This window comes from Methylobacterium longum, from assembly GCF_022179385.1.
GTDB lineage: Bacteria > Pseudomonadota > Alphaproteobacteria > Rhizobiales > Beijerinckiaceae > Methylobacterium > Methylobacterium longum.
In genome coordinates, this window is sequence record NZ_BPQS01000065.1 from 1 (window position 1) to 26360 (window position 26360).

33 protein-coding genes are annotated in these 26360 nt (G+C 69.1%); 24 read left to right on the forward strand and 9 right to left on the reverse strand.

Features of this window, described 5'->3' with window-relative positions; all coding sequences use genetic code 11:
• The 4 genes from MFF58_RS28490 to rpsL all read right to left on the reverse strand — a co-directional run.
• Positions 1-111, reverse strand: a 111-nt coding sequence (locus tag MFF58_RS28490; RefSeq protein WP_238197723.1) for a GTP-binding protein, incomplete at its 3' end; no start/stop codon positions are given.
• Between the two features lie 57 nt (positions 112-168).
• Positions 169-2244 (reverse strand): elongation factor G, encoded by a 2076-nt coding sequence (gene fusA / locus MFF58_RS28495; RefSeq protein ID WP_238293218.1) that lies wholly within the window; start codon positions 2242-2244, stop codon positions 169-171.
• Between the two features lie 30 nt (positions 2245-2274).
• Entirely contained in the window at positions 2275-2745 is a 471-nt protein-coding gene (gene rpsG / locus MFF58_RS28500) for a 30S ribosomal protein S7 (protein WP_007557567.1), read from the reverse strand.
• A 128-nt stretch (positions 2746-2873) separates the two neighbouring features.
• Positions 2874-3245: a 30S ribosomal protein S12 gene (gene rpsL, locus MFF58_RS28505; RefSeq protein WP_007557568.1), complete on the reverse strand. Its 372-nt coding sequence runs from the start codon at positions 3243-3245 to the stop codon at positions 2874-2876.
• 884 nt (positions 3246-4129) lie between these two features.
• On the opposite strand from rpsL, the gene MFF58_RS28510 reads away from it, so the two are divergent.
• The 19 genes from MFF58_RS28510 (at position 4130) to MFF58_RS28595 (ending at position 14645) form a co-directional block, all read left to right on the forward strand.
• A complete protein-coding gene (locus MFF58_RS28510) occupies positions 4130-4615 on the forward strand; it encodes a transporter substrate-binding domain-containing protein (protein ID WP_373323405.1) in 486 nt (161 codons plus the stop codon).
• A gap of 33 nt (positions 4616-4648) precedes the next feature.
• A complete protein-coding gene (locus MFF58_RS32675) occupies positions 4649-4837 on the forward strand; it encodes a type 2 periplasmic-binding domain-containing protein (RefSeq protein ID WP_373323406.1) in 189 nt (62 codons plus the stop codon).
• 58 nt (positions 4838-4895) lie between these two features.
• Positions 4896-5168, forward strand: coding sequence for an ABC transporter permease subunit (locus MFF58_RS28515; protein ID WP_238293220.1), 273 nt, complete (start codon positions 4896-4898; stop codon positions 5166-5168).
• A 63-nt stretch (positions 5169-5231) separates the two neighbouring features.
• Positions 5232-5633, forward strand: coding sequence for an ABC transporter permease subunit (locus MFF58_RS28520; RefSeq protein WP_353959853.1), 402 nt, complete (start codon positions 5232-5234; stop codon positions 5631-5633).
• Positions 5630-6316: an amino acid ABC transporter permease gene (locus MFF58_RS28525; protein ID WP_238293222.1), complete on the forward strand. Its 687-nt coding sequence runs from the start codon at positions 5630-5632 to the stop codon at positions 6314-6316. The genes MFF58_RS28520 and MFF58_RS28525 overlap by 4 nt, the downstream gene beginning before the upstream one ends.
• A gap of 255 nt (positions 6317-6571) precedes the next feature.
• Positions 6572-6949, forward strand: a complete 378-nt coding sequence (locus tag MFF58_RS28530; RefSeq protein ID WP_238293224.1) for a hypothetical protein — start codon at positions 6572-6574, stop codon at positions 6947-6949.
• A 579-nt stretch (positions 6950-7528) separates the two neighbouring features.
• Complete coding sequence (gene rplN / locus MFF58_RS28535) at positions 7529-7897, forward strand: 50S ribosomal protein L14 (RefSeq protein WP_010686182.1); 369 nt, start codon at positions 7529-7531, stop codon at positions 7895-7897.
• On the forward strand, positions 7897-8211 hold the full coding sequence (gene rplX / locus MFF58_RS28540) for a 50S ribosomal protein L24 (RefSeq protein ID WP_012319178.1): 315 nt from the start codon (positions 7897-7899) through the stop codon (positions 8209-8211). Before rplN ends, rplX begins: the two co-directional genes overlap by 1 nt.
• Positions 8204-8770, forward strand: a complete 567-nt coding sequence (gene rplE / locus MFF58_RS28545; protein ID WP_238293226.1) for a 50S ribosomal protein L5 — start codon at positions 8204-8206, stop codon at positions 8768-8770. The genes rplX and rplE overlap by 8 nt, the downstream gene beginning before the upstream one ends.
• Before the next feature lie 40 nt (positions 8771-8810).
• The gene (gene rpsN, locus MFF58_RS28550) at positions 8811-9116 is read left to right on the forward strand and encodes a 30S ribosomal protein S14 (RefSeq protein WP_091789232.1); all 306 of its coding nucleotides are present in this window, start codon (positions 8811-8813) and stop codon (positions 9114-9116) included.
• Positions 9117-9126: 10 nt separating this feature from the next.
• Positions 9127-9522 (forward strand): 30S ribosomal protein S8, encoded by a 396-nt coding sequence (gene rpsH, locus MFF58_RS28555; RefSeq protein WP_010686178.1) that lies wholly within the window; start codon positions 9127-9129, stop codon positions 9520-9522.
• A gap of 23 nt (positions 9523-9545) precedes the next feature.
• A complete protein-coding gene (rplF, locus tag MFF58_RS28560) occupies positions 9546-10079 on the forward strand; it encodes a 50S ribosomal protein L6 (RefSeq protein WP_238293228.1) in 534 nt (177 codons plus the stop codon).
• A gap of 10 nt (positions 10080-10089) precedes the next feature.
• On the forward strand, positions 10090-10452 hold the full coding sequence (gene rplR, locus MFF58_RS28565) for a 50S ribosomal protein L18 (protein WP_238293230.1): 363 nt from the start codon (positions 10090-10092) through the stop codon (positions 10450-10452).
• Between the two features lie 153 nt (positions 10453-10605).
• The gene (rpsE, locus tag MFF58_RS28570; RefSeq protein WP_043355033.1) at positions 10606-11193 is read left to right on the forward strand and encodes a 30S ribosomal protein S5; all 588 of its coding nucleotides are present in this window, start codon (positions 10606-10608) and stop codon (positions 11191-11193) included.
• 11 nt (positions 11194-11204) lie between these two features.
• Positions 11205-11396 (forward strand): 50S ribosomal protein L30, encoded by a 192-nt coding sequence (gene rpmD / locus MFF58_RS28575; protein ID WP_238293232.1) that lies wholly within the window; start codon positions 11205-11207, stop codon positions 11394-11396.
• A 10-nt stretch (positions 11397-11406) separates the two neighbouring features.
• The gene (rplO, locus tag MFF58_RS28580) at positions 11407-11910 is read left to right on the forward strand and encodes a 50S ribosomal protein L15 (RefSeq protein WP_238293234.1); all 504 of its coding nucleotides are present in this window, start codon (positions 11407-11409) and stop codon (positions 11908-11910) included.
• 154 nt (positions 11911-12064) lie between these two features.
• Positions 12065-13411, forward strand: coding sequence for a preprotein translocase subunit SecY (gene secY, locus MFF58_RS28585; protein ID WP_238293236.1), 1347 nt, complete (start codon positions 12065-12067; stop codon positions 13409-13411).
• A 168-nt stretch (positions 13412-13579) separates the two neighbouring features.
• Positions 13580-14182 (forward strand): adenylate kinase, encoded by a 603-nt coding sequence (locus MFF58_RS28590; protein WP_238293238.1) that lies wholly within the window; start codon positions 13580-13582, stop codon positions 14180-14182.
• Positions 14183-14411: 229 nt separating this feature from the next.
• A complete protein-coding gene (locus MFF58_RS28595; RefSeq protein ID WP_238293240.1) occupies positions 14412-14645 on the forward strand; it encodes a hypothetical protein in 234 nt (77 codons plus the stop codon).
• A gap of 15 nt (positions 14646-14660) precedes the next feature.
• On the opposite strand, the gene MFF58_RS28600 is transcribed toward MFF58_RS28595, so the two are convergent.
• Positions 14661-15017, reverse strand: coding sequence for a hypothetical protein (locus MFF58_RS28600; RefSeq protein ID WP_238293242.1), 357 nt, complete (start codon positions 15015-15017; stop codon positions 14661-14663).
• 249 nt (positions 15018-15266) lie between these two features.
• On the opposite strand from MFF58_RS28600, the gene rpsM reads away from it, so the two are divergent.
• The 5 genes from rpsM (at position 15267) to rplQ (ending at position 18841) form a co-directional block, all read left to right on the forward strand.
• On the forward strand, positions 15267-15635 hold the full coding sequence (rpsM, locus tag MFF58_RS28605) for a 30S ribosomal protein S13 (protein ID WP_238293244.1): 369 nt from the start codon (positions 15267-15269) through the stop codon (positions 15633-15635).
• Positions 15636-15807: 172 nt separating this feature from the next.
• On the forward strand, positions 15808-16197 hold the full coding sequence (gene rpsK, locus MFF58_RS28610; RefSeq protein WP_007557606.1) for a 30S ribosomal protein S11: 390 nt from the start codon (positions 15808-15810) through the stop codon (positions 16195-16197).
• A 34-nt stretch (positions 16198-16231) separates the two neighbouring features.
• Complete coding sequence (locus MFF58_RS28615) at positions 16232-17104, forward strand: MBL fold metallo-hydrolase (RefSeq protein ID WP_238293246.1); 873 nt, start codon at positions 16232-16234, stop codon at positions 17102-17104.
• Between the two features lie 108 nt (positions 17105-17212).
• Positions 17213-18232 carry a DNA-directed RNA polymerase subunit alpha gene (locus MFF58_RS28620; RefSeq protein ID WP_010686165.1) on the forward strand — a complete coding sequence of 340 codons (1020 nt, stop codon included), beginning with the start codon at positions 17213-17215 and terminating at the stop codon, positions 18230-18232.
• A gap of 198 nt (positions 18233-18430) precedes the next feature.
• Positions 18431-18841, forward strand: a complete 411-nt coding sequence (gene rplQ / locus MFF58_RS28625) for a 50S ribosomal protein L17 (RefSeq protein ID WP_210034116.1) — start codon at positions 18431-18433, stop codon at positions 18839-18841.
• Positions 18842-19323: 482 nt separating this feature from the next.
• Here rplQ and MFF58_RS28630 read toward each other — a convergent pair whose 3' ends face one another.
• From MFF58_RS28630 to MFF58_RS28645, 4 genes are read right to left on the reverse strand one after another with little or no spacing between them, the layout of a single operon-like run.
• Complete coding sequence (locus MFF58_RS28630) at positions 19324-21210, reverse strand: response regulator (RefSeq protein WP_238293248.1); 1887 nt, start codon at positions 21208-21210, stop codon at positions 19324-19326.
• Positions 21207-22931: a response regulator gene (locus MFF58_RS28635; protein ID WP_373323407.1), complete on the reverse strand. Its 1725-nt coding sequence runs from the start codon at positions 22929-22931 to the stop codon at positions 21207-21209. The genes MFF58_RS28630 and MFF58_RS28635 overlap by 4 nt, the downstream gene beginning before the upstream one ends.
• Positions 22928-23995 (reverse strand): chemotaxis-specific protein-glutamate methyltransferase CheB, encoded by a 1068-nt coding sequence (cheB, locus tag MFF58_RS28640; protein ID WP_238293250.1) that lies wholly within the window; start codon positions 23993-23995, stop codon positions 22928-22930. Before cheB ends, MFF58_RS28635 begins: the two co-directional genes overlap by 4 nt.
• Positions 23992-26241, reverse strand: a complete 2250-nt coding sequence (locus MFF58_RS28645; protein ID WP_238293252.1) for a hybrid sensor histidine kinase/response regulator — start codon at positions 26239-26241, stop codon at positions 23992-23994. The genes cheB and MFF58_RS28645 overlap by 4 nt, the downstream gene beginning before the upstream one ends.
• Between the last annotated feature and the right edge of the window lie 119 nt (positions 26242-26360).

Sequence of the window (26360 nt, forward strand, 5' to 3'; positions counted from 1 at the left end):
CGCAAGCACCTTCGTGATCGCAGCCGTCAGCGACGTCTTGCCGTGGTCAACGTGACCAATCGTGCCGATGTTGCAGTGCGGCTTGGTGCGGGAGAACTTTTCCTTGCCCATCAGAGCCTCCTAGATTCGAATTCGCGTTGCGGAAAAAGAGATGCTGAGGCGCGAGCCTCAGGCGTACTTGGCGATGACCTTGTCGGCCTCGCCGCGCGGCACCTCTTCGTAGTGGTCGAATTGCATCGTGAAGTTGGCGCGGCCCTGCGAGAAGGAGCGCAGCTGGTTCACGTAGCCGAACATGTTGGCCAGCGGCACCATCGCGTTGATGACGTTGGCGTTGCCCCGCATGTCCTGGCCCTGGATCTGACCGCGGCGGGCGTTCAGGTCGCCGATGACCGATCCAGTGTATTCCTCTGGCGAGACGACCTCGACCTTCATCACCGGCTCGAGCAGGACCGAGCCGCCCTTTTGCAGAGCCTCCCGGAGCGCCGCCCGGGACGCGATCTCGAAGGCCAGTGCCGACGAGTCCACGTCGTGGTAGGCGCCGTCGATCAGCTCGACCTTCACGTCGACCACCGGGAAGCCGGCGAGGACGCCCGCGCCCAGCACCGAGTTCAGGCCCTTCTCGACGCCGGGGATGTACTCCTTCGGCACCGCGCCGCCGACGATCTTCGATTCGAACTGGAAGCCGGCACCCGGCTCGTTGGGCTCGACGACGAACTTAACGCGGGCGAACTGGCCGGTACCGCCGGTCTGCTTCTTGTGGGTGTAGTCGATCTCCTGACGGCGGGTCAGCTTCTCGCGGTAGGCGACCTGCGGCTGGCCGATATTCGCGTCGACCTTGTAGGTCCGACGGAGGATGTCGACCTTGATGTCGAGGTGGAGTTCGCCCATCCCGCGCAGGATGGTCTGGCCGGATTCCTGGTCGGTGGAGACCCGGAACGACGGATCCTCGGCGGCGAGCTTCGCGAGCGCGATGCCGAGCTTCTCCTGATCGGCCTTCGACTTGGGCTCGACGGCGATCTCGATGACGGGCTCAGGGAACTCCATCTTCTCGAGGATCACGGCCTTCTGCGCATCGCAGAGGGTGTCGCCCGTGCGGGTGTCCTTGAGGCCGGCCAGGGCGACGATGTCGCCGGCGAAGGCCTCCTTGATGTCCTCGCGGTTGTTGGCGTGCATCAGGAGCATGCGGCCGACACGCTCTTTCTTGTCGCGGGACGAGTTGAGCACGTTGGCGCCGGAATCGACCTTGCCCGAGTAGACGCGGCAGAAGGTGATCGTGCCGACGTGGGGATCGTCCATGATCTTGAAGGCGAGCATGGAGAAGGGATCCGAATCCGTCGGATGACGGACGGTCTCTTCCTCGGTCTTGAAGTCGATGCCCTTGATCTCGCCGCGGTCGGCCGGGGAGGGCAGGTAATCCACGACGGCGTCGAGGAGGGGCTGGACGCCCTTGTTCTTGAACGCGGAGCCGCAGAGCACCGGATGGAAGGCGCGCAGCTGCACGGCCTTACGCACCAGGACCCGCATTGCCGCCTCGTCCGGCTCGGTGCCGTCGAGGTAGGCCGACATCGCCTCATCGTCGAGCTCGACGCAGGCCTCAACCAGCTTGGTGCGGTACTCGACGGCCTGATCCTTGAGATCGGCCGGGATCTCGACCTCGTCGAAGTTGGCGCCGAGCGCCTCGCCCGACCAGACGATCGCCTTCATCTTGATGAGGTCGATCACGCCCTGGAAGTTGGACTCGGCACCGATCGGCAGCTGCAGGCAGACCGGCTTGCCGGCGACGCGGTCGATGATGTCGGCCACGCACTTGAAGAAGTCGGCGCCGATCTTGTCCATCTTGTTGACGAACACGACGCGCGGCACGTCGTACTTGTCAGCCTGACGCCACACCGTCTCGGTCTGCGGCTCGACGCCCTGGTTGCCGTCCAGCACGCAGACGGCGCCGTCGAGCACGCGGAGCGAGCGCTCCACCTCGATGGTGAAGTCCACGTGGCCGGGGGTGTCGATGATGTTCAGGCGCTTGTCGCGCCAGAAGCAGGTCGTCGCGGCGGACGTGATCGTGATGCCACGCTCCTGCTCCTGCTCCATCCAGTCCATCGTGGCGGCGCCCTCATGGACCTCGCCGATCTTGTGGGACTTTCCGGTGTAGTAGAGGATCCGCTCGGTCGTCGTGGTCTTGCCGGCATCGATGTGGGCCATGATGCCGAAGTTGCGGTAGTCCTCGATCGCGTGCGTGCGGGGCATCGGATTGCTCCTGAGAGACGGCGGAACCGCTTACCAGCGGTAGTGCGAGAAGGCGCGGTTGGCTTCCGCCATCCGGTGCGTATCTTCCCGCTTCTTGACGGCGTTGCCGCGGTTGTTGGCGGCGTCGAGCAGCTCGGCAGAGAGACGCTCGATCATCGTCCGGTCGTTGCGCGAGCGGGCCGCCTGGATCAGCCAGCGGATGGCCAGGGCCTGACGACGCTCGGTGCGCACCTCGACCGGGACCTGGTAGGTCGCACCGCCCACGCGGCGGGAGCGCACCTCGATCATCGGGGCGACGTTGTCGAGGGCGGCGCGGAACACCTCGATCGGATTGGCGCGGGCACGGTTCTCGACGATGTCGAAGGCGCCGTAGACGATCCGCTCGGCGGTCGACTTCTTGCCCTCGTACATGATCGAGTTCATGAATTTCGTCAGCACCACGTCCCCGTACTTCGGGTCCGGGATGATCTCACGCTTCTCGGCAGAGTGGCGACGGGACATCTTCTGAGACTCTCGAACGAAAAGATCTTAAGCGCCCCGCGCAGGCCGCCTGAGCCCTGAGGCCGGCGACATCCTTGCGAGGCCGTGGAAACATGGACCGGCGCCCGGGAAAAATCCGGGCGGCCGACTTACTTCGGACGCTTGGCGCCGTACTTCGAACGGCGCTGCTTGCGGTTCTTCACGCCCTGCGTGTCGAGCACGCCGCGCAGGATGTGGTAGCGCACGCCCGGAAGATCCTTCACGCGGCCACCGCGGATCATGACCACGGAGTGCTCCTGAAGGTTGTGACCCTCACCCGGGATGTAGCCGATCACCTCGAAACCGTTGGTGAGGCGGACCTTGGCGACCTTGCGGAGCGCCGAATTCGGCTTCTTCGGGGTCGTCGTGTAGACCCGGGTGCAGACGCCGCGCTTCTGCGGGCAAGCGTCGAGCGCCGGAACCTTGTTGCGGCTCCGCTGGATCTTCCGCGGCTGGGCGATCAGCTGGTTGATCGTCGGCATCCTGTGCCCTCTTCCTCGGTCACCTAGGCGGGACTGCCTGGGGCAATCCGCAAAACGAATATGCGCCGGAGGGCCTGTCACGGACCCTCGGCGCGGTGTGGGCAGAGGAGCACGCCCGAAACGAACGCGCTCGTACCTACGGATCTGACTCAAGCGTCAGGCGATTTGAACCCTCGGAGCGCTCGGGGCGATTGCGACAGCGTCCGGGGGTATGCCCAAGGGCCGTCGGCAGCCGATGGCCGTCCGAAGTGGCGCGCTTCTAGCCGCCGTTGCCCCGGAGGTCAATGCGGTCGCGGCAGAAAACTGCGCCGCGTCGGAGGTTAAGGATCGGTCAAGGCGCGTGATTGGCTGTCCTATGCGCCGCGGTGGGTCCTGGACGCGGCACCGATCAGGACAGCCCGTCGGAGCGCCGATGCGGGATGGAATACGGTCAGGATCGCGAAACCCGTCCGGCGAATCGCGCTCGTTCTATCGGATTGGGCGGCGGGTTCCGGTGGCGACGGACTTGGCGCAGGCGGGCGATCTGGAAGCCGCGTCACGCGCACCGCGAGGGTCCCTGCAGGTCCCCGGGGTTCGGTCGGGCGGTGGCCTGCCATCACGGCGCGGGCGTGGCGCGCGGCGTCCTTGGCTGAAACGGTGCAGGGCGCCGACCTGACTCTGCGGCTCCGGCGCCCTGCCGCCTCTGGGATCTCAGCGGGGCCACAGGGACGGCCTCGCCCCGGCAGAAAGATCCACCGCGTTCTCCCACGCGACACCAGCGTTCTTTGCTCCAGATCCGATAAAGAAAGACAAACCGGTCCGTTGATCGCGGCAACACCTTCATAGAACACTGCTGGTGCTCGGACGATTCGGGCTAGAACATCTCCGACGGTCGACCGCTCGACTTGGTCGGTACGATCGAGGATCGTTCGTCATCGCTGGCTGGGCCGAATCGTGTTCGCCAACGACAATGGAGATACTCGTGCGCCGTCTCTCCGGCGGCGAAGCGGATCACCGGACTTGATCTCGACTACGCGCAGGCCGTCGCCGACAAGCCCGGCGTGAAGTTGGAGGTCCGGCCGACCAACCCGGCCAATCGCATCCCGCTGCTCACCTCCGGCAATGTCGATCTGGTGCTGGCGAACTCCACCATCACCGAGGAGCGGGCCAGGCAGCTCGATTTCAGCATCCCGTACTTCGCCTCGGGTCAGCAGTTCCTGGCGAAGAAAGGCACCCTGTCCTCGCCCGACCAGCTGAACGAGCTCCGGATCGGTGCCGACAAGGGCACGACCAACGAGATTGTGCTGCGCCGCGACTTCCCGAAGGCAACCGTTGTCGCCTTCGACGACACACCCTTCGCGTTGTCGGCCCTGCGCAACGGCAACGTCTAGGCGATCACGCAGGATGGGCCGAAACTCATCGGGTTGCTGGCGAAGGTGCCGGACCGGGAGAACTACGAGATCCCGCCCTTCTGCATCTCCGACGACTATATCGGCATTCCGAAGGGAGAAACACGACTGCGGGAACTCGTGAACGAGACCCTGCGCGGCCGGGAGGCGAGCGGAAAGGCGGCGGCGATCTACGAAAGCTGGTTCGGGCCGAAGACCGAGTAGCTGCTGCTGCGCCTGTTCCGGATCGGCGATCCCCTCTAGCGGAGGCGGAGCGACGGAAGTGGATCAGCTGGTCGGCGATCTTCTGGCGCCCCGCTATCTCGCCTGGCTGCTTCAGGGCTTCGGAATGACCCTGGCCCTGTCGGTCGCCGTCTGCCTTGCGGGCACGGCGCTGGGCCTCGCGGCCTGCAGCCTGCGCGACGTGGGCGGCGAGGTGGGGCGGTGCGCCGTGGCCGGCTATGTCTGTCTCGTCCGCAACACCCCGCTGCTGGTGCAGCTCTTCGTCTGGTACTTCGCGGCGGCCGCCCTGCTTCCAGGGGCGATCACCGTCTGACTGAATACGCCGCATGCCCTGAACCTGGGCGTCGGCGCCCTGCACTGGCCTGCCTACGAGACGCTGGCCGGATTCTGTGGGCTCACGCTCTACGCTGGCGCCTACATCGCCGAAGAGGCCTGCGCCGGGATCAACGGCGTCCGTGCGGCCCAGCGGGGGGCGGCCCGCGCCCTCGGCCACACGCCGGTCCATGCCTTCCGCCACATCGTGCTCCCCCAGGCCCTGCGCCTCGCCTGGCTGCCGATCGTCGGCCAGTACCTGAACACGATCAAGAACACGTCCCTGACCATGACGAGCGGTCTGGCGGAGCTATCCTACGCATCCCGGCAGGTCGAGACGGAGACCTTCAAGACTTTCCAAGCCTCCGGAATCGCGACGCTGCTGTATGTCGGCGCGGCGGCGGCGGTGGAAATGGCGGGACAAGCCCTGGCGCGCCGCTCCCGCCCGGCCGGTTCGCGGCGATGACCCTGCCGGTCATCACTGACAATCTCGATTACCTGCTGGTCGGGGCCTGGCCCGACGGGCCGATCGGCGGGCTTGCCCTGACGCTGATTCTCTCCGGCTTGTCCGGTCTTGTCTCGGCCGTGCTGGGTCTGATCCCGGGCCTCGGTCTCGCGATGAGCGCCGGTGCCACCTGCGCCGCCCTCGCCGTCGGGCTCTTGCGGGCCGTCCCGATCGTACTGCTGATCTTCCGGCTCTACTTCCTGCTGCCGATCCTGTTCGGCCTGTCGGTCCCCGAGATCGGGACCTTGGTGGCGGCCCTGTCGCTCGTCGCGGGTGCCTACCTGTCCTACGGAGTGGCGGCGGGGATCGAGAGCGTCGGCCGCGGTCATTGGGAAGCCGGCCTGGCGCTCGGCTTCGGCCGCTGGCCGACCTTGCGGTTCATCGTCCTGCCGCGGGCGCTACGGGCGATGGCGCCTTCGTTCGTCAATCAGTGGACGGCGCTCATCAAGGACACGTCGCTCGCCTACGTGATCGGGGTGCCCGAACTCGCCTTCGTGGCCGCCCAGGTGAACAACCGCGCCATGATCCACCCCGCCGAGATCTCCCGGTTCGTCGGCGCCGTCTACGGCATCCTGTGCGTATCCCTCGACGGGCTGGCCTCCCGGCTCGCCCGGACGCGCTCGGTGACCGTCCATGGAGCCTGACACGGCCGCTTCGACCCGTCCTCGCCGGTCCGGGCACCGGCAGACGATCAAGTCCGTGGGCGGGCGGACGGGTCGGAGGCGTATCCCCGGCATCGGTGGCGAAGCGGCAAATCCTGCCGGGTTGCCGCACGGGGCGTGCCGGATCGGGGCAGGGGAGCGCCATCAGGGTCTACGGAGAATTAAAGGCCTCCGTCGAATTGTCGCGATCAGCGAGCGGCCGGGACGCCGCTCAAGTTTGCGTCAAGGGTGTTGCGTATGGGTTGCGTCGCGGTCAGCAACGTCGTTCCGTTCCGGCGGGCCGTCCCCGCTCAGGCACCGGGCGAGCGGGAGGCGCGCAACCGGCGCCGCAGCGAACAGCGGTCCCTGTTGGACGCGCTCTACGCCACCGGCAGCATGGTCGTTGCCGCGGAGGATCGCGGGATGAAGCTCACGGCCTCCCGGCTCCAGGTCTACGGGTTCCTGGCGATCGAAGAGGTGGGCGAGGACGGCCTCATGCGGCGGCTCCGCCCGTCCGAGGCCATTCGCGCCCGCGCGGAGCGGCCCTGGCGCCTGTCGAAGCCGGCGAGCGGCGCGGCGGTGACGATCCCGAGCCTCGACGGCTTCCTGTTCGAATCGATTGGCCAGCCGGCCTGACACCGACGCACGGGAAGTTGGCGACCGGTGCGCTGCCAGGCGTGCCGGTCGTCGCACGTCTGGAGGAGGGGGCCGTCTCGCTGACGCCCGCTCGGGCCTGCCTGGGACAGGGGCGGTAACGGATCCCGCACCGTCTCCGAGCGACGACCTGACCGAGCCCCGATCCGGTTCCGCTCCGCTCAGATCGTCCGGGACCCGCTCGGGTGACGCGATGCACGCTCCCCGTCCCGAGCCTGCGAACGGCGGTCCGGCCCCAGCATCAGGGATGATGTATCGGGGATGTGGCCGGGGACAGCGCCGACCCGAAGGCCCCCCGAACCAGGTCATACCACCCACGCGGCGCCAACGATTTCACGCTGTTCCGCTTGCCATCGTCGACCGCCCGTAGTATCCGCCCGGCCTTCGCGAGAATTTCGATGGGTGCTCGCACCCTGTGAACGCGGTGACCGCGCCGGTGTCGTATGACACCGCCAGCGCGGTCGAACACATGAGCCGGGGACGTCAGGTCCCCATCAGGCGTCGTCCGCCGGGCAATACCGTCCGTGTGCGGAAACCCGCCTGAAACAAGGAGTCACGCACGTGATCCAGATGCAGACGAATCTGGACGTCGCCGACAACTCGGGTGCACGCCGTGTGATGTGCATCAAGGTTCTCGGCGGGTCGAAGCGCAAGTATGCCGGCGTGGGCGACGTCATCGTCGTCTCCGTCAAGGAGGCGATCCCGCGCGGTCGCGTCAAGAAGGGCGACGTCATGAAGGCGGTCGTCGTCCGCACCGCCAAGGACGTGAAGCGTGCCGACGGTTCGGTCATCCGCTTCGACAAGAACGCCGCGGTCCTGATCAACAATCAGAAGGAGCCGATCGGCACCCGTATCTTCGGACCGGTGCCGCGCGAACTCCGCGCCCGCAACCACATGAAGATCATCTCCCTGGCTCCGGAGGTGCTGTAATGGCTGCCAAGATCAAGAAGGGCGACAAGGTCGTCGTGCTCACCGGCCGCGACTCCGGTCGCTCGGGCGAGGTGATCCAGGTTCTGCCGAAGGAAGGCCGGGCCTTCGTGCGCGGCATCAACCTCGTGAAGAAGCACCAGAAGCAGACCCAGAACCAGGAAGGCGGCATCATCTCCAAGGAGGCCGCCATCCAGCTCTCGAACATCGCGGTGGCCGATGCCAATGGCAAGCCGACCCGCGTGGGTTTCCGCATCCTCGAAGACGGGCGCAAGGTCCGGTTCGCCAAGACCACGGGGGATCAGATCGATGGCTGAGGCCGACAAGAACGCCTACACCCCGCGCCTGCGCAAGCACTACGACGAGGTGGTTCGCCAGAAGCTGATCGAAGAGTTCGGCTACAAGAACCCCATGGAAGTGCCGCAGATCACGAAGATCGTGATCAACATGGGCGTCGGCGAGTCCACCGCGGACTCGAAGAAGGCCTCGGTGGCCGCGGGCGATCTCGCCCTCATCGCCGGCCAGAAGCCGGTCATCACCAAGGCCCGCAAGGCCATCGCGACCTTCAAGGTCCGTGAGGGCATGCCGATCGGCTGCAAGGTGACCCTGCGCAAGCAGCGCATGTACGAGTTCATGGACCGCCTGATCACGATCGCGCTGCCGCGTGTGCGTGACTTCCGCGGCCTGAACCCGCGCTCGTTCGACGGCCGCGGCAACTACGCCCTGGGTCTCAAGGAGCACCTCGTGTTCCCCGAGATCTCCTACGACAAGGCCGAGCAGACCTGGGGCATGGACATCGTCGTGGCGACCACCGCCAAGACCGATGCCGAGGCCAAGGCTCTCCTCGCCGCCTTCCAGTTCCCGTTCCGGCAGTGAAGCCCTCGGGCTTCAGACGCGGACACCGGAGATAGACCACATGTCGAAGAAAAGCTCAGTCGAGAAGAACGAGGCCCGCAAGGCGCTGGTGAAGCGCTTCGCGGCCAAGCGGAAGGCGCTCCTCGAGATCGCCAACAACGATGGCCTCGAGATGGAGGAGCGCTTCGAGGCGCGTCTCAAGCTCGCGGAACTGCCGCGCAACTCGTCGGCGACCCGCATCCGCAACCGCTGCGGCATGACCGGCCGCCCGCGCGCCTACTACCGCAAGATGGGCATCTCGCGCGTGGCGCTGCGCGAGCTTGGCAACCGGGGCCTGATCCCCGGCCTGGTCAAGTCGAGCTGGTAAGGAGGTCCCCATGGTCAACGATCCCGTGGGCGACATGCTCACCCGCATCCGTAACGGCCAGCTGCGCCGTCGCAACGTCGTCCAGACGCCCGGCTCGCGCCTGCGCGCCAGCGTCCTCGACGTGCTGAAGTCCGAGGGCTATATCCGCGACTACGCGGCGACCGACCTCGGCAACGGCCGCACCGAGTTCGCCATCGAGCTCAAGTACTACGACGGGCGCCCGGTGATCCGTGAGATTAAGCGCGTCTCGAAGCCGGGCCGCCGGGTCTACTCGTCGGTCGGCGAGCTGCCGCACGTCGCCGACGGCCTCGGCGTCACCATCGTCTCCACCCCGCAGGGCGTCATGGCCGACCACGAGGCGCGCGAGCGCAACGTCGGCGGTGAAGTGCTCTGCACCGTGTTCTGATCGGGACATAAGGAGGTTATCCCATGTCTCGCGTAGGCAAGAAGCCGGTCCCTGTACCGGCCGGCGTTACCGCCACCGTCACCGGTCAGACGGTGAAGATGAAGGGTTCGAAGGGCGAGCTGTCGTTCGTCGTCCCCTCGCTCGTCAATGTGGCGATGAAGGACGGGGCCATCGAGGTCCAGCCCGTGAACCAGTCCAAGCCGGCGCGCTCCCTGTGGGGCACGTCGCGGGCGCAGATCGCCAACATCGTCGAGGGCGTGTCGAAGGGCTTCGAGAAGAAGCTCGAGATCACCGGCGTCGGTTATCGCGCCGCGATGGCCGGCAAGGCCCTCAAGCTGTCGCTCGGCTACAGCCACGACATCGAGTACGCGATCCCCACCGGGATCACGATCGCGACCCCGAAGCCCACCGAGATCACGATCACGGGGATCAACCGCCAGCAGGTCGGTCAGGTCGCCGCTGAGATCCGCGATTACCGCGGACCCGAGCCCTACAAGGGCAAGGGCGTGAAGTACGCGGGCGAGTTCATCTTCCGCAAGGAAGGCAAGAAGAAGTAAGGAGGGCATCATGTCTCGCAAGCTCGAAGCCCTCGATCGCCGCAAGGCGCGCGTCCGTCGCGCGCTGCGGGCGGCCGCCAACGGCCGTCCGCGGCTCTCGGTGTTCCGCTCGTCGAAGCAGATCTACGTGCAGGTCATCGATGACGCCGCCGGCAAGACGCTGGCCGCCGCGTCGTCGATCGACAAGGCACTCAAGGGTGAACTCAAGACCGGCGCCGATGTCGCCGCCGCAAAGGCGGTGGGCAAACTGGTGGCCGAGCGCGCCAAGGCCGCGGGCGTCACGAAGGTGATCTTCGACCGCTCCGGCTACATCTATCACGGTCGCGTCGCGGCTGTGGCCGAGGCCGCCCGCGAAGGCGGCCTGGAGTTCTGATCCTGGAACCTCGCCGCCGGCGCATCCGCCGCCGGCGAACCAGATCGGGATCGTCGAACGACGGCGGGCCGGACATGCGGTGCATGTCCGGCATTCGAAGCAATCGAGCGAGCAGGCCCGCCGCCTGCGCCAGTGAGATGAACAGGTAAAGACATGGCACGTGAACGTGAAGGCGGGGGCCGCGGCCGCCGCGATGATCGCGAGGAGCGCGACAGCGAGTTCGTGGACAAGCTCGTCCACATCAACCGCGTCGCCAAGGTGGTGAAGGGCGGCCGTCGCTTCGGCTTCGCGGCCCTCGTCGTCGTCGGCGACCAGAAGGGCCGCGTCGGCTTCGGCCACGGCAAGGCCCGTGAGGTGCCGGAGGCGATCCGCAAGGCGACCGAGGCCGCCAAGCGCGGTCTGATCCGGGTCTCGCTCCGCGAAGGCCGGACACTGCATCACGACGTCAACGGTCGCCACGGCGCCGGCAAGGTGATCCTCCGCGCGGCCCCGCAGGGCACCGGCATCATCGCGGGCGGCCCGATGCGCGCCGTGTTCGAGACGCTCGGCATGCAGGACGTCGTCGCCAAGTCTCTCGGTTCCTCGAACCCCTACAACCTCGTGCGCGCCACCTTCGAGGCGCTCAAGAACGAGGACAGCCCGCGCTCCGTGGCGGCCCGCCGCGGCATCAAGGTGTCGACGCTCCAGTCGCGCCGTCGCGATGCCGATCCGGCCGACCAGTCCGAAGCTGCGGTCGCGTAAGGGAGGGTCCGATGGCACAGAAGACGCTCCGCATCGAGCAGATCGGCTCGCCGATCCGCCGTGAGGCCAGCCAGCGCCAGACGCTGATCGGCCTGAAGCTCAACAAGCTCCACCGCGTGTCCGAGTTGGAGGATACCCCCTCCGTGCGCGGCATGATCCGCAAGGTTGCGCACCTCGTGCGCGTCCACGGCGACGTGGCGTGAGGAGGTCCCGATGAAGCTCAACGAGATCAGCGACAATCCCGGCGCTACCAAGAACCGGATGCGTGTCGGCCGGGGCATCGGCTCCGGCAAGGGCAAGACCGCGGGTCGCGGCGTGAAGGGTCAGAAGGCCCGGACCGGCGTGTCCATCAAGGGCTTCGAGGGTGGCCAGATGCCGCTCCATCGTCGCCTGCCGAAGCGCGGCTTCAACAATCTCTACGCGCAGGACCTGAACGAGGTGAACCTCGGCCGGATCCAGGAAGCCGTGGACGCGGGCAAGCTCGACAAGGCCGCGACCGTGACGGTCGAAACCCTGGTGGCTGCCGGCATCATCGCCCGTCCCCGCGACGGCGTGAAGCTGCTCGGCGTCGGCGAGCTGACAGCGAAGCTCAGCTTCGAGGTTACCCGCGCCTCCAAGTCCGCCGTCGAGGCGGTTGAGAAGGCCGGCGGTTCGGTCAGCACCGTCTATGCCCAGGGTGCTTCCACCCGCGGCGGCAGCGAGGCGGCCACGGCCTGACGGACGCGACGGGGGCAACCGCGGGACCCGTTGCACGGGCCCCGCGCACCCTTTAAGCCGATCCTTCGAGCGGCGGCCCTGCGACCTCGCGGGCCGCCGTTTTCATTTCATCCGGGCGCCGCGCGTCCGGCGACACTTCCAGGACGCGACGCTTATGGCCTCAGCCGCCGAGCAGCTTGCCGCCAACCTCAATTTCGGTGCGATCGCCAAGGCCGATGAGCTGAAGAAGCGCATCTGGTTCACGCTCGGCGCCCTCGTGGTGTTCCGGCTGGGCACGTACATCCCGATCCCCGGCATCGATCCGGAGCAGTTCGCCCGGAACTTCCAGCAGCAGTCGGGCGGCGTGCTCGGCCTGTTCAACATGTTCTCCGGCGGTGCCGTCGAGCGCATGGCGATCTTCGCCTTGAACATCATGCCGTACATCTCGGCCTCGATCATCGTGCAGTTGCTGACCTCCGTGATCCCGAGCCTGGAGGCCCTGAAGAAAGAGGGCGAATCCGGTCGGAAGGTGATCAACCAGTACACCCGCTACCTGACGGTGGTGCTGGCCCTGGTGCAGTCCTGGGGCATCGCCATCGGCCTGCAGGGCTCGTCGGCCGCCATCGATCCGGGCCCGTTCTTCCTGGCCTCGACGGTGATCACGCTCACGGGCGGCACCCTGTTTCTGATGTGGCTCGGCGAGCAGATCACCTCGCGGGGTATCGGCAACGGCTCGTCGCTGATCATTTTCGCCGGCATCGTCGCCCACCTGCCGGTTGCGATCGCGGGCGCGCTCGAACTCGGCCGGACCGGCGCCCTGTCGCCGGCGATCATCTTGGGCGTGGGCGTCGCCGCGGTGGCTCTCGTCTACTTCATCGTGTTCATGGAGCGCGCCCAGCGCCGGCTCCTGATCAACTACCCGAAGCGCCAGGTCGGTAACCGCATGTACGAGGGCCAGACCTCGTTCCTGCCGCTCAAGCTCAACACCTCAGGCGTGATCCCGCCGATCTTCGCCTCGTCGCTGCTGCTCCTGCCGGCCACGGCGGCGAGCTTCTCGGCGAATGGCGGGGCCACCGGCTGGCTCGGCACGGTCACGGCCTATCTCGGCCACGGTACGCCGCTGTTCATGGTCCTCTATGCGGCCCTGATCATTTTCTTCACCTTCTTCTACACGGCGGTGGTCTTCAATCCGCAGGAGACCGCCGACAACCTGAAGAAGCACGGCGGCTTCATCCCGGGCATCCGTCCGGGTGAGCGCACGGCGTCCTTCATCGACAAGGTGCTGACCCGCATCACGGTGATCGGCGCCCTGTACCTGACGCTCGTGTGCCTGTGCCCGGAGATCCTGTCGTCCTACGCGGCGGCGAGCCTCGGTTTCGGCGGCACGTCGCTGCTCATCGTGGTCTCGGTCACGATGGACACGGTGGCGCAGATCCACGGCCACCTGATGGCGCACCAGTACGAGGGCCTCGTGAAGAAGGCCAAGCTGCGTGGCGCCTCGACCACGCAACGCCGGCGCTGAGACTGCTACAGAGGCGGCCGGGCACCAGGATTCCTCCCGTCTCTGGTCCAAAGGTCCGGGTGCCTCCGCACCCGGTACCGGCTAGAAAACCCCCGAATCCGGCGATGCCAGGGAGGCTCGCCACCGCGGCTTGTGCCCACAGGGAGTGGGCCCGACGAGGACAACGCCATGCGCATCATTCTGCTCGGTCCCCCCGGGGCGGGGAAGGGGACGCAATCCGAGCGGATCGTACAGCGCTTCGGCATCCCGCAGCTCTCCACGGGTGACATGCTGCGCGCGGCCGTGGCGGCGGGCACGCCGGTGGGCCTCGAGGCCAAGGCCGTGATGGAATCGGGTGGCCTGGTCTCCGACCGGATCGTCGTCGGCATCGTGGCCGACCGGATCGAGGAGCCGGATGCGCGTCGGGGATTCATCCTCGACGGGTTCCCCCGCACCGTTGCGCAGGCCGAGGCGCTGAGCGAGATGCTGGCCGGCAAGGGCCTGAGCCTCGCCACGGTCATCGAGCTGAAAGTCGACGAGAACGCCCTGGTCGGCCGCATCGAGAAGCGCGCCGCCGAGACCCTGGCCCGCGGCCAGGCCGTGCGGAAGGACGACACGCCGGAGGTGTTCAAGCAGCGCCTGGAAGCCTACCGCGCGCAGACGGCACCGCTCTCCGCCTACTATGCGGGGAAAGGCATGCTGAAAACCATCGATGGCATGCAGCCGATCGACAAGGTGACGGACGACCTGATGGCCGTGCTGACGCCGCACGAAGAGCGCGTGACCTCCTGAACACCCGTCGCGGTGTCGGCCCGCTCCCGATCGGCCGGGGTCAGCGGGCGCGATCGGCCGAGGATGCCCGCATCGTCGCCGCGAGCGTCACGAAGGCCGCGCGGCCAGGGCAGTCAAGGCTGCGGCGTTGATGGCGATGACGGCGGCCTCAGGCGGCAATCGCGCTGGTCGGCCGCGAACCCTTGGCGGCGTCGATCGGTTGAGGGGCGCAGCTTCGATCGGAAACCCCATGACCCTGCGCCGCATCGCCACGACCGTCATCCTCACCCTGGCGCTCGCATTGCCGGGATCGCCGGCATTCGCCCAGAGCCCGGCCCAATCCTTCGTGTACGGTCAGAGGCAGTTCCGGCACGCCTGCCGGCCGCCGCTCAAGTTCGCGGCCGGGGCCTGCGTCCGACGCTGCCCGGCCGGTCACCAGGATATGGGCGGCTACTGCCGGTTGCGGAACCAGGGCTTCCGCTGAGGCGCGAACGCCGCCTCAGAGCCGCCCATCGCGGCGCAGGGTGCCGAAGAAATTCACGACGTCCATCGCCAGGGATCGATGACCGAAGAGGCGGAGCGGGTAACCGTCGCCGGTGTCCTCCCGCAACTCGATCATGGCGGTGAGGACGTTGTAGCGAAACACCATCCGGCGCCCCGCGAAGGTGGCCCAGAGCAGGCCCGGCCCGTCGGGCACGTGCTGAAGCGCGACGGATCCGGGCTCGGCCTCGGCAAGCACGCCGCCGACCACAGCCAGGGTCACGGGGACGACCTCGTCGAGGGTCTCCTCGGCGGCACGCAGCACCGAATCGGCGAAAGCCCGCAGGGTGGCGCCGTCGCTGGTCAACAGAGACATTCAAGCTCCTCGATACCCCTGAACACCCTCGGACGCGACGCAGGGCAGCACGTCAATCCGGCGACGCGTCGTTGACATCGGCCCGCCTACGCGCTAGCAGGCCCTCCTTCGTCCAACCGCACGATGGTCCGAGGTGCCCCGTCAAGGGCTGCCCGCGGGCCGCGTCGTCGTTTCATGCGCGCAGGGGCCGGCCTCCACCGGACGCGCGCGTCCGACCCGGATCGCCCGGGTCATACATGGAGAGTGTTCGTGGCCCGTATCGCAGGCGTCAACATCCCGACCAACAAGCGCGTCGTCATCGCGCTCCAGTACATCCACGGCATCGGCGCCAAGAAGGCCGAGGAGATCACCCAGAAGGTGAACATCCCCGCCGAGCGTCGGGTCAACCAGCTGACCGACGCCGAGGTTCTGCAGATCCGCGAGACGATCGACCGCGACTACCTCGTCGAGGGCGACCTGCGCCGCGACGTCTCCATGAACATCAAGCGCCTGATGGACCTCGGCGCCTATCGCGGCCTGCGTCACCGCAAGCAGCTGCCGGTCCGTGGCCAGCGCACCCACACCAACGCCCGCACCCGCAAGGGCAAGGCGAAGCCGATCGCCGGCAAGAAGAAGTAATCCCTTCAAGACCTGAGGCCGCGCTTCGCCCGGCCTCCGTCCCGTCGTGCCGAGTGCCCCACATCGGCGCCGGCCCAGGATCGCCGGCTCTGCACGGGCGCGGCGGCCAAACCCCAAACAGAATCCCGAGCGCCTGGCATTACGGGCGTGTCTGAAGGAAGAGTGAGAACAGATGGCCAAGGAACCGCAACGCGTCCGTCGTCGTGAACGCAAGAACATCGTGTCGGGCGTCGCCCACGTGAACGCCTCGTTCAACAACACGATGATCACCATCACGGACGCGCAGGGCAACACCATCTCGTGGTCCTCGGCGGGCGCCATGGGCTTCAAGGGCTCGCGCAAGTCGACCCCGTACGCCGCGCAGGTCGCGGCCGAGGATGCCGCCCGCAAGGCGTCGGAGCACGGCATGCGCACCCTCGAGGTCGAGGTGTCGGGTCCCGGTTCGGGTCGCGAATCCGCTCTGCGCGCCCTCCAGGCGGCCGGCTTCACGGTGACGTCGATCCGCGACGTGACCTCGATCCCGCACAACGGATGCCGCCCGCGCAAGCGCCGCCGCGTCTGAGTCGAGACCCCGAAGCCCTTTGACGGAGAAGCTCATGACGGGATCGAAGCCGCTTCCGGGCGTGCTGCGTTGGAACCTCGGCGATCTCACGGTCACCGCGCTCAACGACGGCTGGTTCCAGGCCAGCCTCGATCTCGTCACGGGCATCTCCAAGGAGGAGGCCGGGCGGTTGCAGGTGGCGGGCTTCCGCACCGAGCAGCCCAAGATCACGCTGAACGCCTTCCTGATCACGGGCCCCGGCCTCAAGCCGACGCTGATCGATACGGGCTACGGCGACCTCGCCCCGGCCGAGACGCTGGGTCGGGCCAATGCGGCGCTGGCGCTCACGGGCGTCGAGCCGGAGGACATCGGCACGGTGCTCGTCAGCCACCTGCACCCCGATCATGTCGGCGGTCTCGTGAAGGACGGAGCGGCGCGCTACCCGAATGCCGAGATCGTGGTGCATGCGGACGAGGCGGCGCATTGGCTGCCGGATGCGGCGATGGCCGCGGCGCCCGCTGAGGCGAAGCCGTATTTCGAGGGCGCCCGGAAGGCCCTGGCACCCTATGCCGGTCGGGTGCGTGAGCACCGGGGCGGCGAGGTTCTCCCGGGGATCACGGCGGTCCACCTGCCCGGCCACACGCCGGGCCATTGCGGTTTCCGGATCGTCTCCGGTGGACAGTCGCTCCTGATGTGGACCGACGTGGTGCACCTCCCGGCGATCCAGTTCAAGAACCCTGAGGCCGGCGTCGGCTTTGACGTCGACGGCGATCAGGCGCGGGAGACGCGCAAGCGGATCCTGGACGAGGTGGCAAGCGAGCGTACGCTCATCGCCGGCGGCCATCTCGAATTCCCGGCCCTCGGCACCGTGGATCGGGACGGGGCGGGCTACAGCTTCGTGCCGGTTCTGTGGGTCGGCGGCGAGTAACGACGGATACGGATTCAGGGACCGTTCGGGGCGCCAGGGGGCTGCGCCGGACGGCCGAAGCGCGGGGACGGTCGTCGCGGATCCCGGGCAAGGACGAGAGGTAGGATCGTGGTCATTCAGAAGAATTGGCAGGAACTGATCAAGCCGAACAAGCTGCAGGTCACGACCGGCGACGACCCGAAGCGGGTCGCCACGGTCGTCGCCGAGCCGCTGGAGCGCGGCTTCGGCACCACGCTGGGCAACGCCCTGCGCCGGGTGCTGCTGTCGTCCCTCCAGGGTGCGGCCGTGACCTCGGTGCAGATCGACGGCGTGCTGCACGAGTTCTCGTCGATCCCGGGCGTGCGCGAGGACGTCACCGACATCGTCCTCAACATCAAGACCATCGCGATCCGCTCGCAGACGGATGCGCCGAAGCGCATGACCCTGCGCAAGACCGGCCCGGGCCTCGTCACCGCCGGCGACATCGGCACGGTCGGCGACATCCAGATCCTGAACCCCGACCTCGTGATCTGCACGCTGGACGACGGCGCCGAGATCCGCATGGAGTTCACGGTCGCCACCGGCAAGGGTTACGTCCCGGCCGAGCGCAACCGCCCCGAGGACGCCCCGATCGGCCTGATCCCGGTGGACTCGCTGTTCTCGCCCGTGACCAAGGTCAGCTACCGCGTCGAGACCACCCGCGAGGGCCAGGATCTCGACAAGGACAAGCTGACCATGACGGTCGAGACCAACGGCGCGGTCTCGCCGGAGGATGCGCTCGCCTACGCGGCGCGCATCATCCAGGACCAGCTGCAGGTCTTCGTGAACTTCGAGGATCCGCGGAAGGAAGAAGCCGCTCCGCTCGCGCCGCAGCTGCCCTTCAACCCGGCGCTGCTCAAGAAGGTCGACGAGCTGGAGCTGTCGGTCCGTTCGGCGAACTGCCTGAAGAACGACAACATCGTCTACATCGGCGACCTGATCCAGAAGTCCGAGGGCGAGATGCTGCGGACCCCGAACTTCGGCCGCAAGTCGCTCAACGAGATCAAGGAAGTGCTCGCCGGCATGGGCCTGCACCTCGGCATGGACATCCCCGGCTGGCCGCCGGAGAACATCGAGGACCTCGCCAAGCGCTTCGAGGAGCACTACTGAGGCGCGAAGGCCCCGGGCTGAGCTTGGCGGCGCCGCGAGGCGCCGCCCGTCCGGGCGATCCGGACCTCGGACTTCGGCGAAGCCTCGCGAAGTCCCTCGGAAATCCCGCCGCGGGGTCATGCGGAATGAAAAGCCCCGCTGTTGGGGCGCCCGGCCGTACCGTGGCACGGCGGCCGAGACGAGAAGGAAGCCAGCACCATGCGTCACGGTTATCGCGGCCGCCGCTTCAACCGCACCGCCGAGCATCGCAAGGCGATGTTCGCCAACATGTCCGCCGCGCTGCTCAAGCACGAGCAGATCGTCACCACCCTGCCGAAGGCCAAGGATCTGCGTCCGGTCGTCGAGAAGCTGATCACGCTCGGCCGCATCGACAGCGTGCACACCCGCCGTCTCGCCATGGCGCAGCTGCGCGACGCCGACATGGTCAAGAAGCTCTTCACGGTGCTCGGCCCGCGCTACAAGGGCCGTCCCGGTGGCTACTGCCGCATCATGAAGGCGGGCTTCCGCCAGGGTGACAACGCCCCGCTCGCCGTGATCGAGTTCGTGGACCGCGACGTCGAGGCCCGCGGCAAGGATTCCGGTCCGAGCCAGGTCGCCGAGGCCGCCTGAACCCGATCGGGCGTCGCAACGCTGCGGTCCATCGAGAAGCCGTTCCGGTCCCCGGGGCGGCTTCTCGCATTTCCGGTGCCCCCGCTTTCGCCGGCGCTGCGACGCAGTCCGATGAGGCCCAAGTTCTTCCGCCTGTCCCCAACGGACGTCGCCTCGCTCCGGTCGCGGTGCCGGGACCGCACGAAAAAACCCGCCGGCTTGCGCCGACGGGTCTGGAGCAGGGTCCACGTCTTGGAAGGTCGCGGGAGCTCGCCCTGGCGGTCCGCATCGGACGGACCGGGAAATCGACCGCGCCGCTCTCCGAAACCCCTATCCCTGCCGAAACTCGTCCGGTGGACCGTCCTGGTCCGGCTCGTTGTCGCGCCGACGGCGCGGGAAGATGCCGTGATTGCTCATGGTCCACCTCCTCTTCGTAACCCGGGAGCCCGCGGGCACCCACGGAGGGACAATGAGCCGGCAACCCGCCGGTTCCCGCAGCCGCTTCAGCCGGCCTGCCCGGCGGCATCGTCCAGGAGGGTGGCGACGCGGGCCGCCAGATCGGCCGAGCGGAACGGCTTCGGGAGCACCGGCAGGTCCGCGGGGATCTGCATCGCCTCGGCGTGACCGGTGAGGATAAGGACCGGCACATGCGGATGCCGGTCGCGGATCTCGGCGGCGAGTTCGATGCCGCTCATGCCGGGCATGGCCAAGTCGGCCACGACGATGTCGTAGCGGTCGCGCTGCAGCTGCGCGAGCGCCGCCTCGCCATCGCTGGCTTCCGTGGTGCTGTGGCCGAACCCGGTGAGGAACGAGGCAGTCACGTGCCGCACCTGCGGATCGTCGTCGACGATGAGGATGCGGGCGCGCCGTCCGGCGATGGGCGCGGCGCCGGGGGCCTCGGCGGCGTGCGCGGGGGCCGTGGCGGCGAAGGGCAAGGCGAGTTCCACGCGGGTTCCCCGGCCGACCGCGCTGTCGATCGCCAGCCGGCCCTTCGACTGCTGGGCGAGACCGAACACCATGGCCAGCCCGAGGCCGGTGCCCTGGCCTACGGCCTTGGTCGTGAAGAACGGCTCGCAGACCCGGCGCAGGATCTCCTGCGGGATGCCCGTGCCCTCGTCGGTGACGCTGATGCCGAGATAGGCGCCGTCGGCGATCTCGGGATCGCCGCTGATGGTGAGCCGCCGGGTCGCCACCGTGATGGAACCCCCGTCTGGCATGGCGTCCCGGGCGTTGATGCAGAGGTTGAGCACGGCGAGTTCGAGCTGGTCCGGATCGACCTGAACCGCCGGAACGCCGTCCTCCAGGTCGGTCCGGACGGTCACGAGGCCGCCGAGGCTGCGCCCGAACAGGTCGCTCATCCCGGTGATCAGGCTGTTCACGTCGACGGCGCGCGCCTGCAGATCGTGGGCGCGGCTGAAGCTGAGGAGGCGCTTCGTCAGGGAGGCGCCGCGCTCCGCCGCGCCGCGGGCGTTCTCGATCAGGCGCTGCACCCGCGGCTGATCGGCGACCTTCGGAGCGGCGAGTTCCAGGCTTCCGAGAATCGCGGTCAGCAGGTTGTTGAAGTCGTGCGCGATGCCGCCCGCCAGGGTGCCCAGCGCCTGCATCTTGTCGGACTGGCGCAGGCGCGCCTCCAGGGTCCGCTGCTCGGTCACGTCGCGCTCGATCACCGCGAGGTGGCTGATCGCACCGCCCGCCTCGCGGATCGGCACCCGCGTGACGTGGCTCCACTGCTCGGCACCCGTCGGGCCGTCGCTGATGAGGCTCTCGGCCACCCCGCCGGACCGGATCGCCGCCGTATCCGCCTCGGCCACGGAGCGGGCCTTGGCGCCGATGAGTTCGTCCTCGCGACGCCCGAGGCAGGCGGCGATGTCCCGGCCCAGGAGATCCGCCTTGCGGGCGTTCAGCCGCACGAAGCGGCCGGCCGCATCCTTGAAGCTGATCGCGTCCTGGGCGTGGTCGAGGAGGCCGCGCAGCAGGGCCCGCTCGGTGGCGAGGTCGCGGCCGAGGCGGTGGCGCTCGAAGGCCTGCCGGACGGTGGAGCGCAGCAGGCCCGCGTCCCAGGGCTTGGTCACGTAGCCGACGATGCCGCCGCGGTTGAGGGCGGCGATCACCGCCGTGATGTCGGCGTAGCCCGTGAGCAAGATCGCCTGGGCGTCGTGGAAGCTGCGCGCCTCCGCGAGCAAGGCGTCGCCGGTAAGGCCCGGCATGCGCTGATCGGAGAGGATCACGGCGATGTCGGGCTCGGCGCGCAGGATCTCCAGCGCCTCGGCGGGGCGCGAGGTCGTCAGCACCCGGTAGGAATCCTCGAACAGATCCTCCAGGGCGATCAGGATGTCCGGCTCGTCGTCGACGGCCAGGATCGTCCCTACACCTGCCGTACCGTCACTCATGCGCTGGCCGCCTGCCGCGGAATCCCGATCACGAAGCAGGCTCCTCCTCCCGGCGCCGTCTCCACGGTAAGCGAGCCGCTATGCGCCTGAACGACGCTATAGGCAATCGCAAGTCCAAGTCCCGTTCCCGATCCCACCGGCTTCGTTGTGAAGAATGGCTCGAAGATCTTCTCACGCAGCGTATCCGGAATACCGGGACCGGTATCGCTGATCCGGATCTCGTCGAGATCGGGGCTCGACTGGGTCGCGATGCGGATTGTACCGCCCTCCGGCATGGCGTCGGCGGCGTTGCCCAGGATGTTCATCACCACTTGGTTGAGGAGCGCCGGCGTGCAGTGGATCTCGGTCCGGCCCGCGAAGCTGCGCTCGACGGCAATCCGGTCCCCGAGCTTATGCTGGATCAGGGCCAGGACCGTGTCGATCGCCTCCGGGACGTTGACGAGGGCGCGCTCGCCCTCGTCGAGGCGCGAGAACTTGCGCAGGTTCAGCACGAGGTCCTGGATCCGGGTGAGCCCCATCCGCATCGAACCGACCCGCTGCCGGGCCTTCTCCACGGCGCGGCCGGCCGCGTCGGGGGCCGCACCCGGCAACTCGCCGAGCAGGCGCTCCACCGTGCTCTGGTGGGCCAGGATGAAGGCCAGAGGATTGTTGATCTCGTGGGCGATGCCGGCCACCAGCTCGCCGAGCGAGGCCATCTTGGCGGCCTGAACGAGCTTGGACTGCGCGTCGGTGAGCTGTCGGTTGGCGTCGGCGAGGTCGCGGTTGGCCCGCTCCAGAGCGTCGGCGAGGCGTGCCCGGGCCTCGGCCGCCTCGGCTTCGCCGCGCGCCCGCTCCACCGCCCGCTCGCGCTCGCCGAATTGTCCGGCGATGCGCCGGTCATCCTCCTCTAGGAGCCGGCGGCGCACGAAGCCGCGCACCCGGAGTGCCAGGACCTCCGCGTCGGCCTTCGAGACCACGTCGTCGGCCCCGGCCGCGTAGGCCTCCACCATGAAATCCTTGGCCGGGTCGCTCCCGGCGATGCCCACGAGGTGGAAGCCCGCACCCGCCGCCTGCCCGGACCGTCGCTGGCTGATCACCCGGCACAGGGCCAATCCGTCATAGGCGTGGCCGAGGAGATCGACCGTGACGCAGTCGAAGGCCGCGCCGCCGTCGGCCGCATCCAGGGCGGCCAGGGCCGCCTTCGGACCGTCGGCGGCCGCCACGTGATGCCCGTCCTGGCTCATCAGGCCGGCCAGGAAGGTCCGGTAGGTGGCGCTACCGTCGACGACCAGGATCCGTCCGCGCCGGAAGGCGGCCGCGCCCGGGCCCTCGCCGTCGCTGGCCGGGCGGCGCTCGCGCAGCAGGGCGCGGATGCGCAGGATCATCAGGTCGCGATCGGCGGATTTCGGCAGATAGGCGTCGGCGCCGCTCTCGAGCCCCTGGCGCTCGCCGCCGCTGCCGCCGGTCAGCATCAGGACGGGCAAGGCCCGGGTGCGCAGGGACAGGCGCATCTGCCGGATGAGCTCGTCGCCGTTCATGCCCGGAAGATGGTAATCCGCGACCACGAGGTCGGGCTGGCTGCGGTTGAGGTGATCGAGGGCCGTCTCGGCCGAGGCGCACCGCTCCACCGAGAAGCCGTGCGACTCCAGGAGGAGGCGCAGTTCCAGGGCCTGCGTCTCCGAATCCTCGACCAGCAGGATCCGGGCAGGCCCCTCGAGGGTGCCGGCCTGGCCCACGGTCACGGCCGCGCTCCCGGGTCGACGAGGCGCAGGACGTGGTCGGCGATCCGGTCCAGGGGCAGGACGGAGCGGGCGGCTCCGAGCCGCACCGCCGCGGCCGGCATGCCGTAGACCACCGCCGTGCTCTCGTGCTCCGCCACCGTCTGGGCGCCGGCCTTGTGCATGTCGGCGAGCCCGAGGGCACCGTCCTCGCCCATGCCGGTGAGCAGCACGCCGATGCCGGAGGCGCCCGACTGGCGGGCCATGGAGCGGAACAGCACGGTGGCGGCCGGGCGCTGCCCCGAGACCGGCGCGGAGTCGATCACCCGCAGGACCCGGCTCGACCCGACCTCCAGGTGCCGGTCGCCGGGCGCCACGTAGACGCGGCCGGGCTCGGCCCGCTCGCCGTCGCGGGCCAGACCGACCGGCAGGGTCACGACGCTGTCGAGCCAGCTCGCGAACCCGTCCATGAAGGCGGCGCCCATGTGCTGCACCACCAGCACCGGCAACGGGAAATCGCTCGGCAGGGCTCCGATCACCCGGGCGAGGGCGGGGGGACCGCCCGTGGAGGCGCCGATCCCGAGGAGGCTCGGGGCCAGACCGGGCAGCTCGGACGGGGAGGCCTGGGGAAGGATGGCGCCGCGGCCCGCCCACTCGGTGCCGATCGGACGGCGGCGGATCACCGGGACCTGCGCCATGATCCGCAGCTGCGTGCAGATCTCCCCGGCCACCGCCTCGTAGCCGGCATGGGTGGTCGCCACCGGCTTCTCCACCACCGAGAGCGCGCCGGCGCGGAGCGCGTTCATGGAGATGCGCAGGGAGGAATCCTCGACGGAATCCGCGATCACGACGATCGGGGTCGGATGCTCGGCCATGATCCGGCGGGTGGTCTCCAGCCCGTCGATGCCGGGCAGGCGGATGTCCATCGAGATCACGTCCGGCCGCACCGTCCGGAGCTTGTCGAGCGCCTCCTCGCCGGAGGCGACCGCGGCCACGATCTCGAGCCGGGGATCGCGGGAGACGATGTGGCGCAGCAGCTCGCGCACCACCAGGCTGTCCTCCACCAGCATGACCCGGACCGGGGTCATAGGAGCTGCCCGATCGTGTCGAGCAGGTGCCGCTGATCGAAGGTCTGCTTGGTCAGGTACGCGTCGGCGCCGAAGTCCAGGCCGCGGGCGACGTCGGTGGCGTCGCCCCGGGAGGTCATCAGGATGGTCGGCAGGCGGGCGAACCGCTCGTCGGCCCGCAGCGCCTGGAGCAGGCCGAACCCGTCGAGGCGCGGCATCTCCACATCGGCGAGGACGAGGTCGACGGGCTCGATCTCGGCGCGCAGCCGGTCGAGGGCGTCCTGACCGTCGACGCAGACGACCACGCGGTAGCCGGCGGCTTCCAAGATGCCCTTCTCCAAGGTTCGGGTGGTGATCGAATCGTCGACGACCAGGATCGTCGCGCGGGCGGAGGTGCGCGACGACGCGAGAGTCGTCGAACGTGGAGCCTGCGCCATCGTTCCGATCGACGTCGCGGGTGCGCGGGCGGCGAGGCCCTCGGGATCGAGGACGAGCACCGGGACGTCGCCGGGCAGCACCGCCGTACCGGCGATGAGCTCGGGATCGGCGCCGAAATCGGGCGCCGGCAGGACGAGGAGCTGGCGCACGTCGTGCAGGCGGTCGACAGCGAGCACAACGCGGCCGCCGCCCGCGCGGAGCACCACGGCGATCAGCGTGCCGGGATCGGCCGGCGCGGGGCTCTCGCCGAGGATCTGGGCGAGCTCGCTCACCGGATGGCTCGTCGCCGCGTCGCCCTCGCCGAGGCGCAGGATCATGCGGCCCATCGCGACCGGCAGCGCGTCCCGCCGGAGGCGCAGCAGGCGCTCGACCGTGCCGCCGGGGAGGGCGTAGCTGCGCCCGGCCGCCTCGACCAGCAGCAGGCTGCGCCGGGCCGCCGACAGGGGCAGGCTGAAGATCAGCGCGGTTCCGGCCGGTGCGCGCGGCTCGAGGCGCACGCTGCCCATGAGTTGGCGGGCGGCATCCGCCGCCACCGAGAGGCCGTAGCCCCGCCCCGACAGGGTATCGACCGCCTCCGCGGTGGAGAAGCCCGGCTCGAAGACGAGGCGCAGCAGGGTCTCGGGATCGGCCGACGCCGCCGGAGCGAGGAGGCCGCGGTCCCGCGCGGCGGCCTCGATCCGGGCCAGATCCGGGCCCGGCCCGTCGTCCGACACCGTGACCTGGAGGCGGGAGCCGCGCACGGCGATGTCCAGGCCGAGGCCCAGGACGTCGGGCTTGCCGGCGGCGCGGCGCACCTCCGGCGGCTGCCAGCCGTGGCTCAGGGCATTGCGAAGGGCGTGGAGCAGCGGATCCTTCAGCACCTGCAGCGTACCGCGCTCGACCGGGAGGTCGAGGCCGCGCAGGCCGATATCGACCTCGCGCCCCTGTTCCCGGGCGGTCTCGCGGAGCGACCGGGCGAGGGGGGCGAGGACCGTCTCGGCGGGGACCAGGGCGAGGCGCTCGGCCGCCGCGCGGACCCGGGATGCGGCCCCCTCCAGAGCCCGGGTCGCATCGGTCTGGCGCCGGGACAGGTCCGCGATCTCCCGGGCGAAGCTGCCGACGCGGGCCGCGTACGCGCGCCATTCGGGCCGCGCCGCATCGGCGCCGGCCGCGAGCGCCTCGGCACCGGTGCGCAGGTCCCGGGCCAGGCGGGCGAGGCGGGCGAGGCCGTCCGCGGCGGGCGCCTGACCCGCCAGGGTGCTGGCGAGGTCGTGGCTCGCCCGGGCCAGGGCCTCAACCGACTCGGTCGGCACGCGCAGGAAGGCCGTTCCGGGATCGGCCGGTTCGGCCGCTGGCTTCGGGGCCGCCGCGGCGGGGGCCACCGTGATGGGAGCCGGCTGGACGGGGTCCGGGGCCCGGGCTGCCGGCGCGGGCGGTACAGAGGGTGCGGGCGGCGCGGCCGCGGCCTGCGGCGCGTCCCCGGGAAGGCCGAGGACCCGCCCCAGGGCGGCCAGCGCGTCCGCCGGCATATCGGGTCCGGCCCCGTCCTTGAGGCCGGCGACGTAGGCCTCGACCCGGTCGAGGGCGAGGTGGACGGCGTTGGCGGCCTCCCGGTCGAGGGCCGTGACGCCGGTGCGGACCCCCTCGAACAGCGTCTCCAGCCTGTGGGCCACCGCCTCGACGGCAGGCAGATCGACGGCCCGGGACGCGCCCTTCAGGCTGTGGGCGCGGCGGAAGACGTCGTTCCAATCCGGGGTCGCGCTGCCCAGCGCGGCCCTGATCGCCGCGACGTGCTCCCGGTGCTCGATATCGAAGGCGGCGAGCAGCAGCTGGCGGATGTCCTGAGCCAAGGCGGGACCGCCCTCAGTGCCTGTATCGTTCGGCGAGCGCCATGAGCGCCTGGGCGAGTTCGGTGAGGTTGGCCGAGGCCGCCTCGACCTGGCGCGTGCCGGCCGCCGTCTGCTGGCTG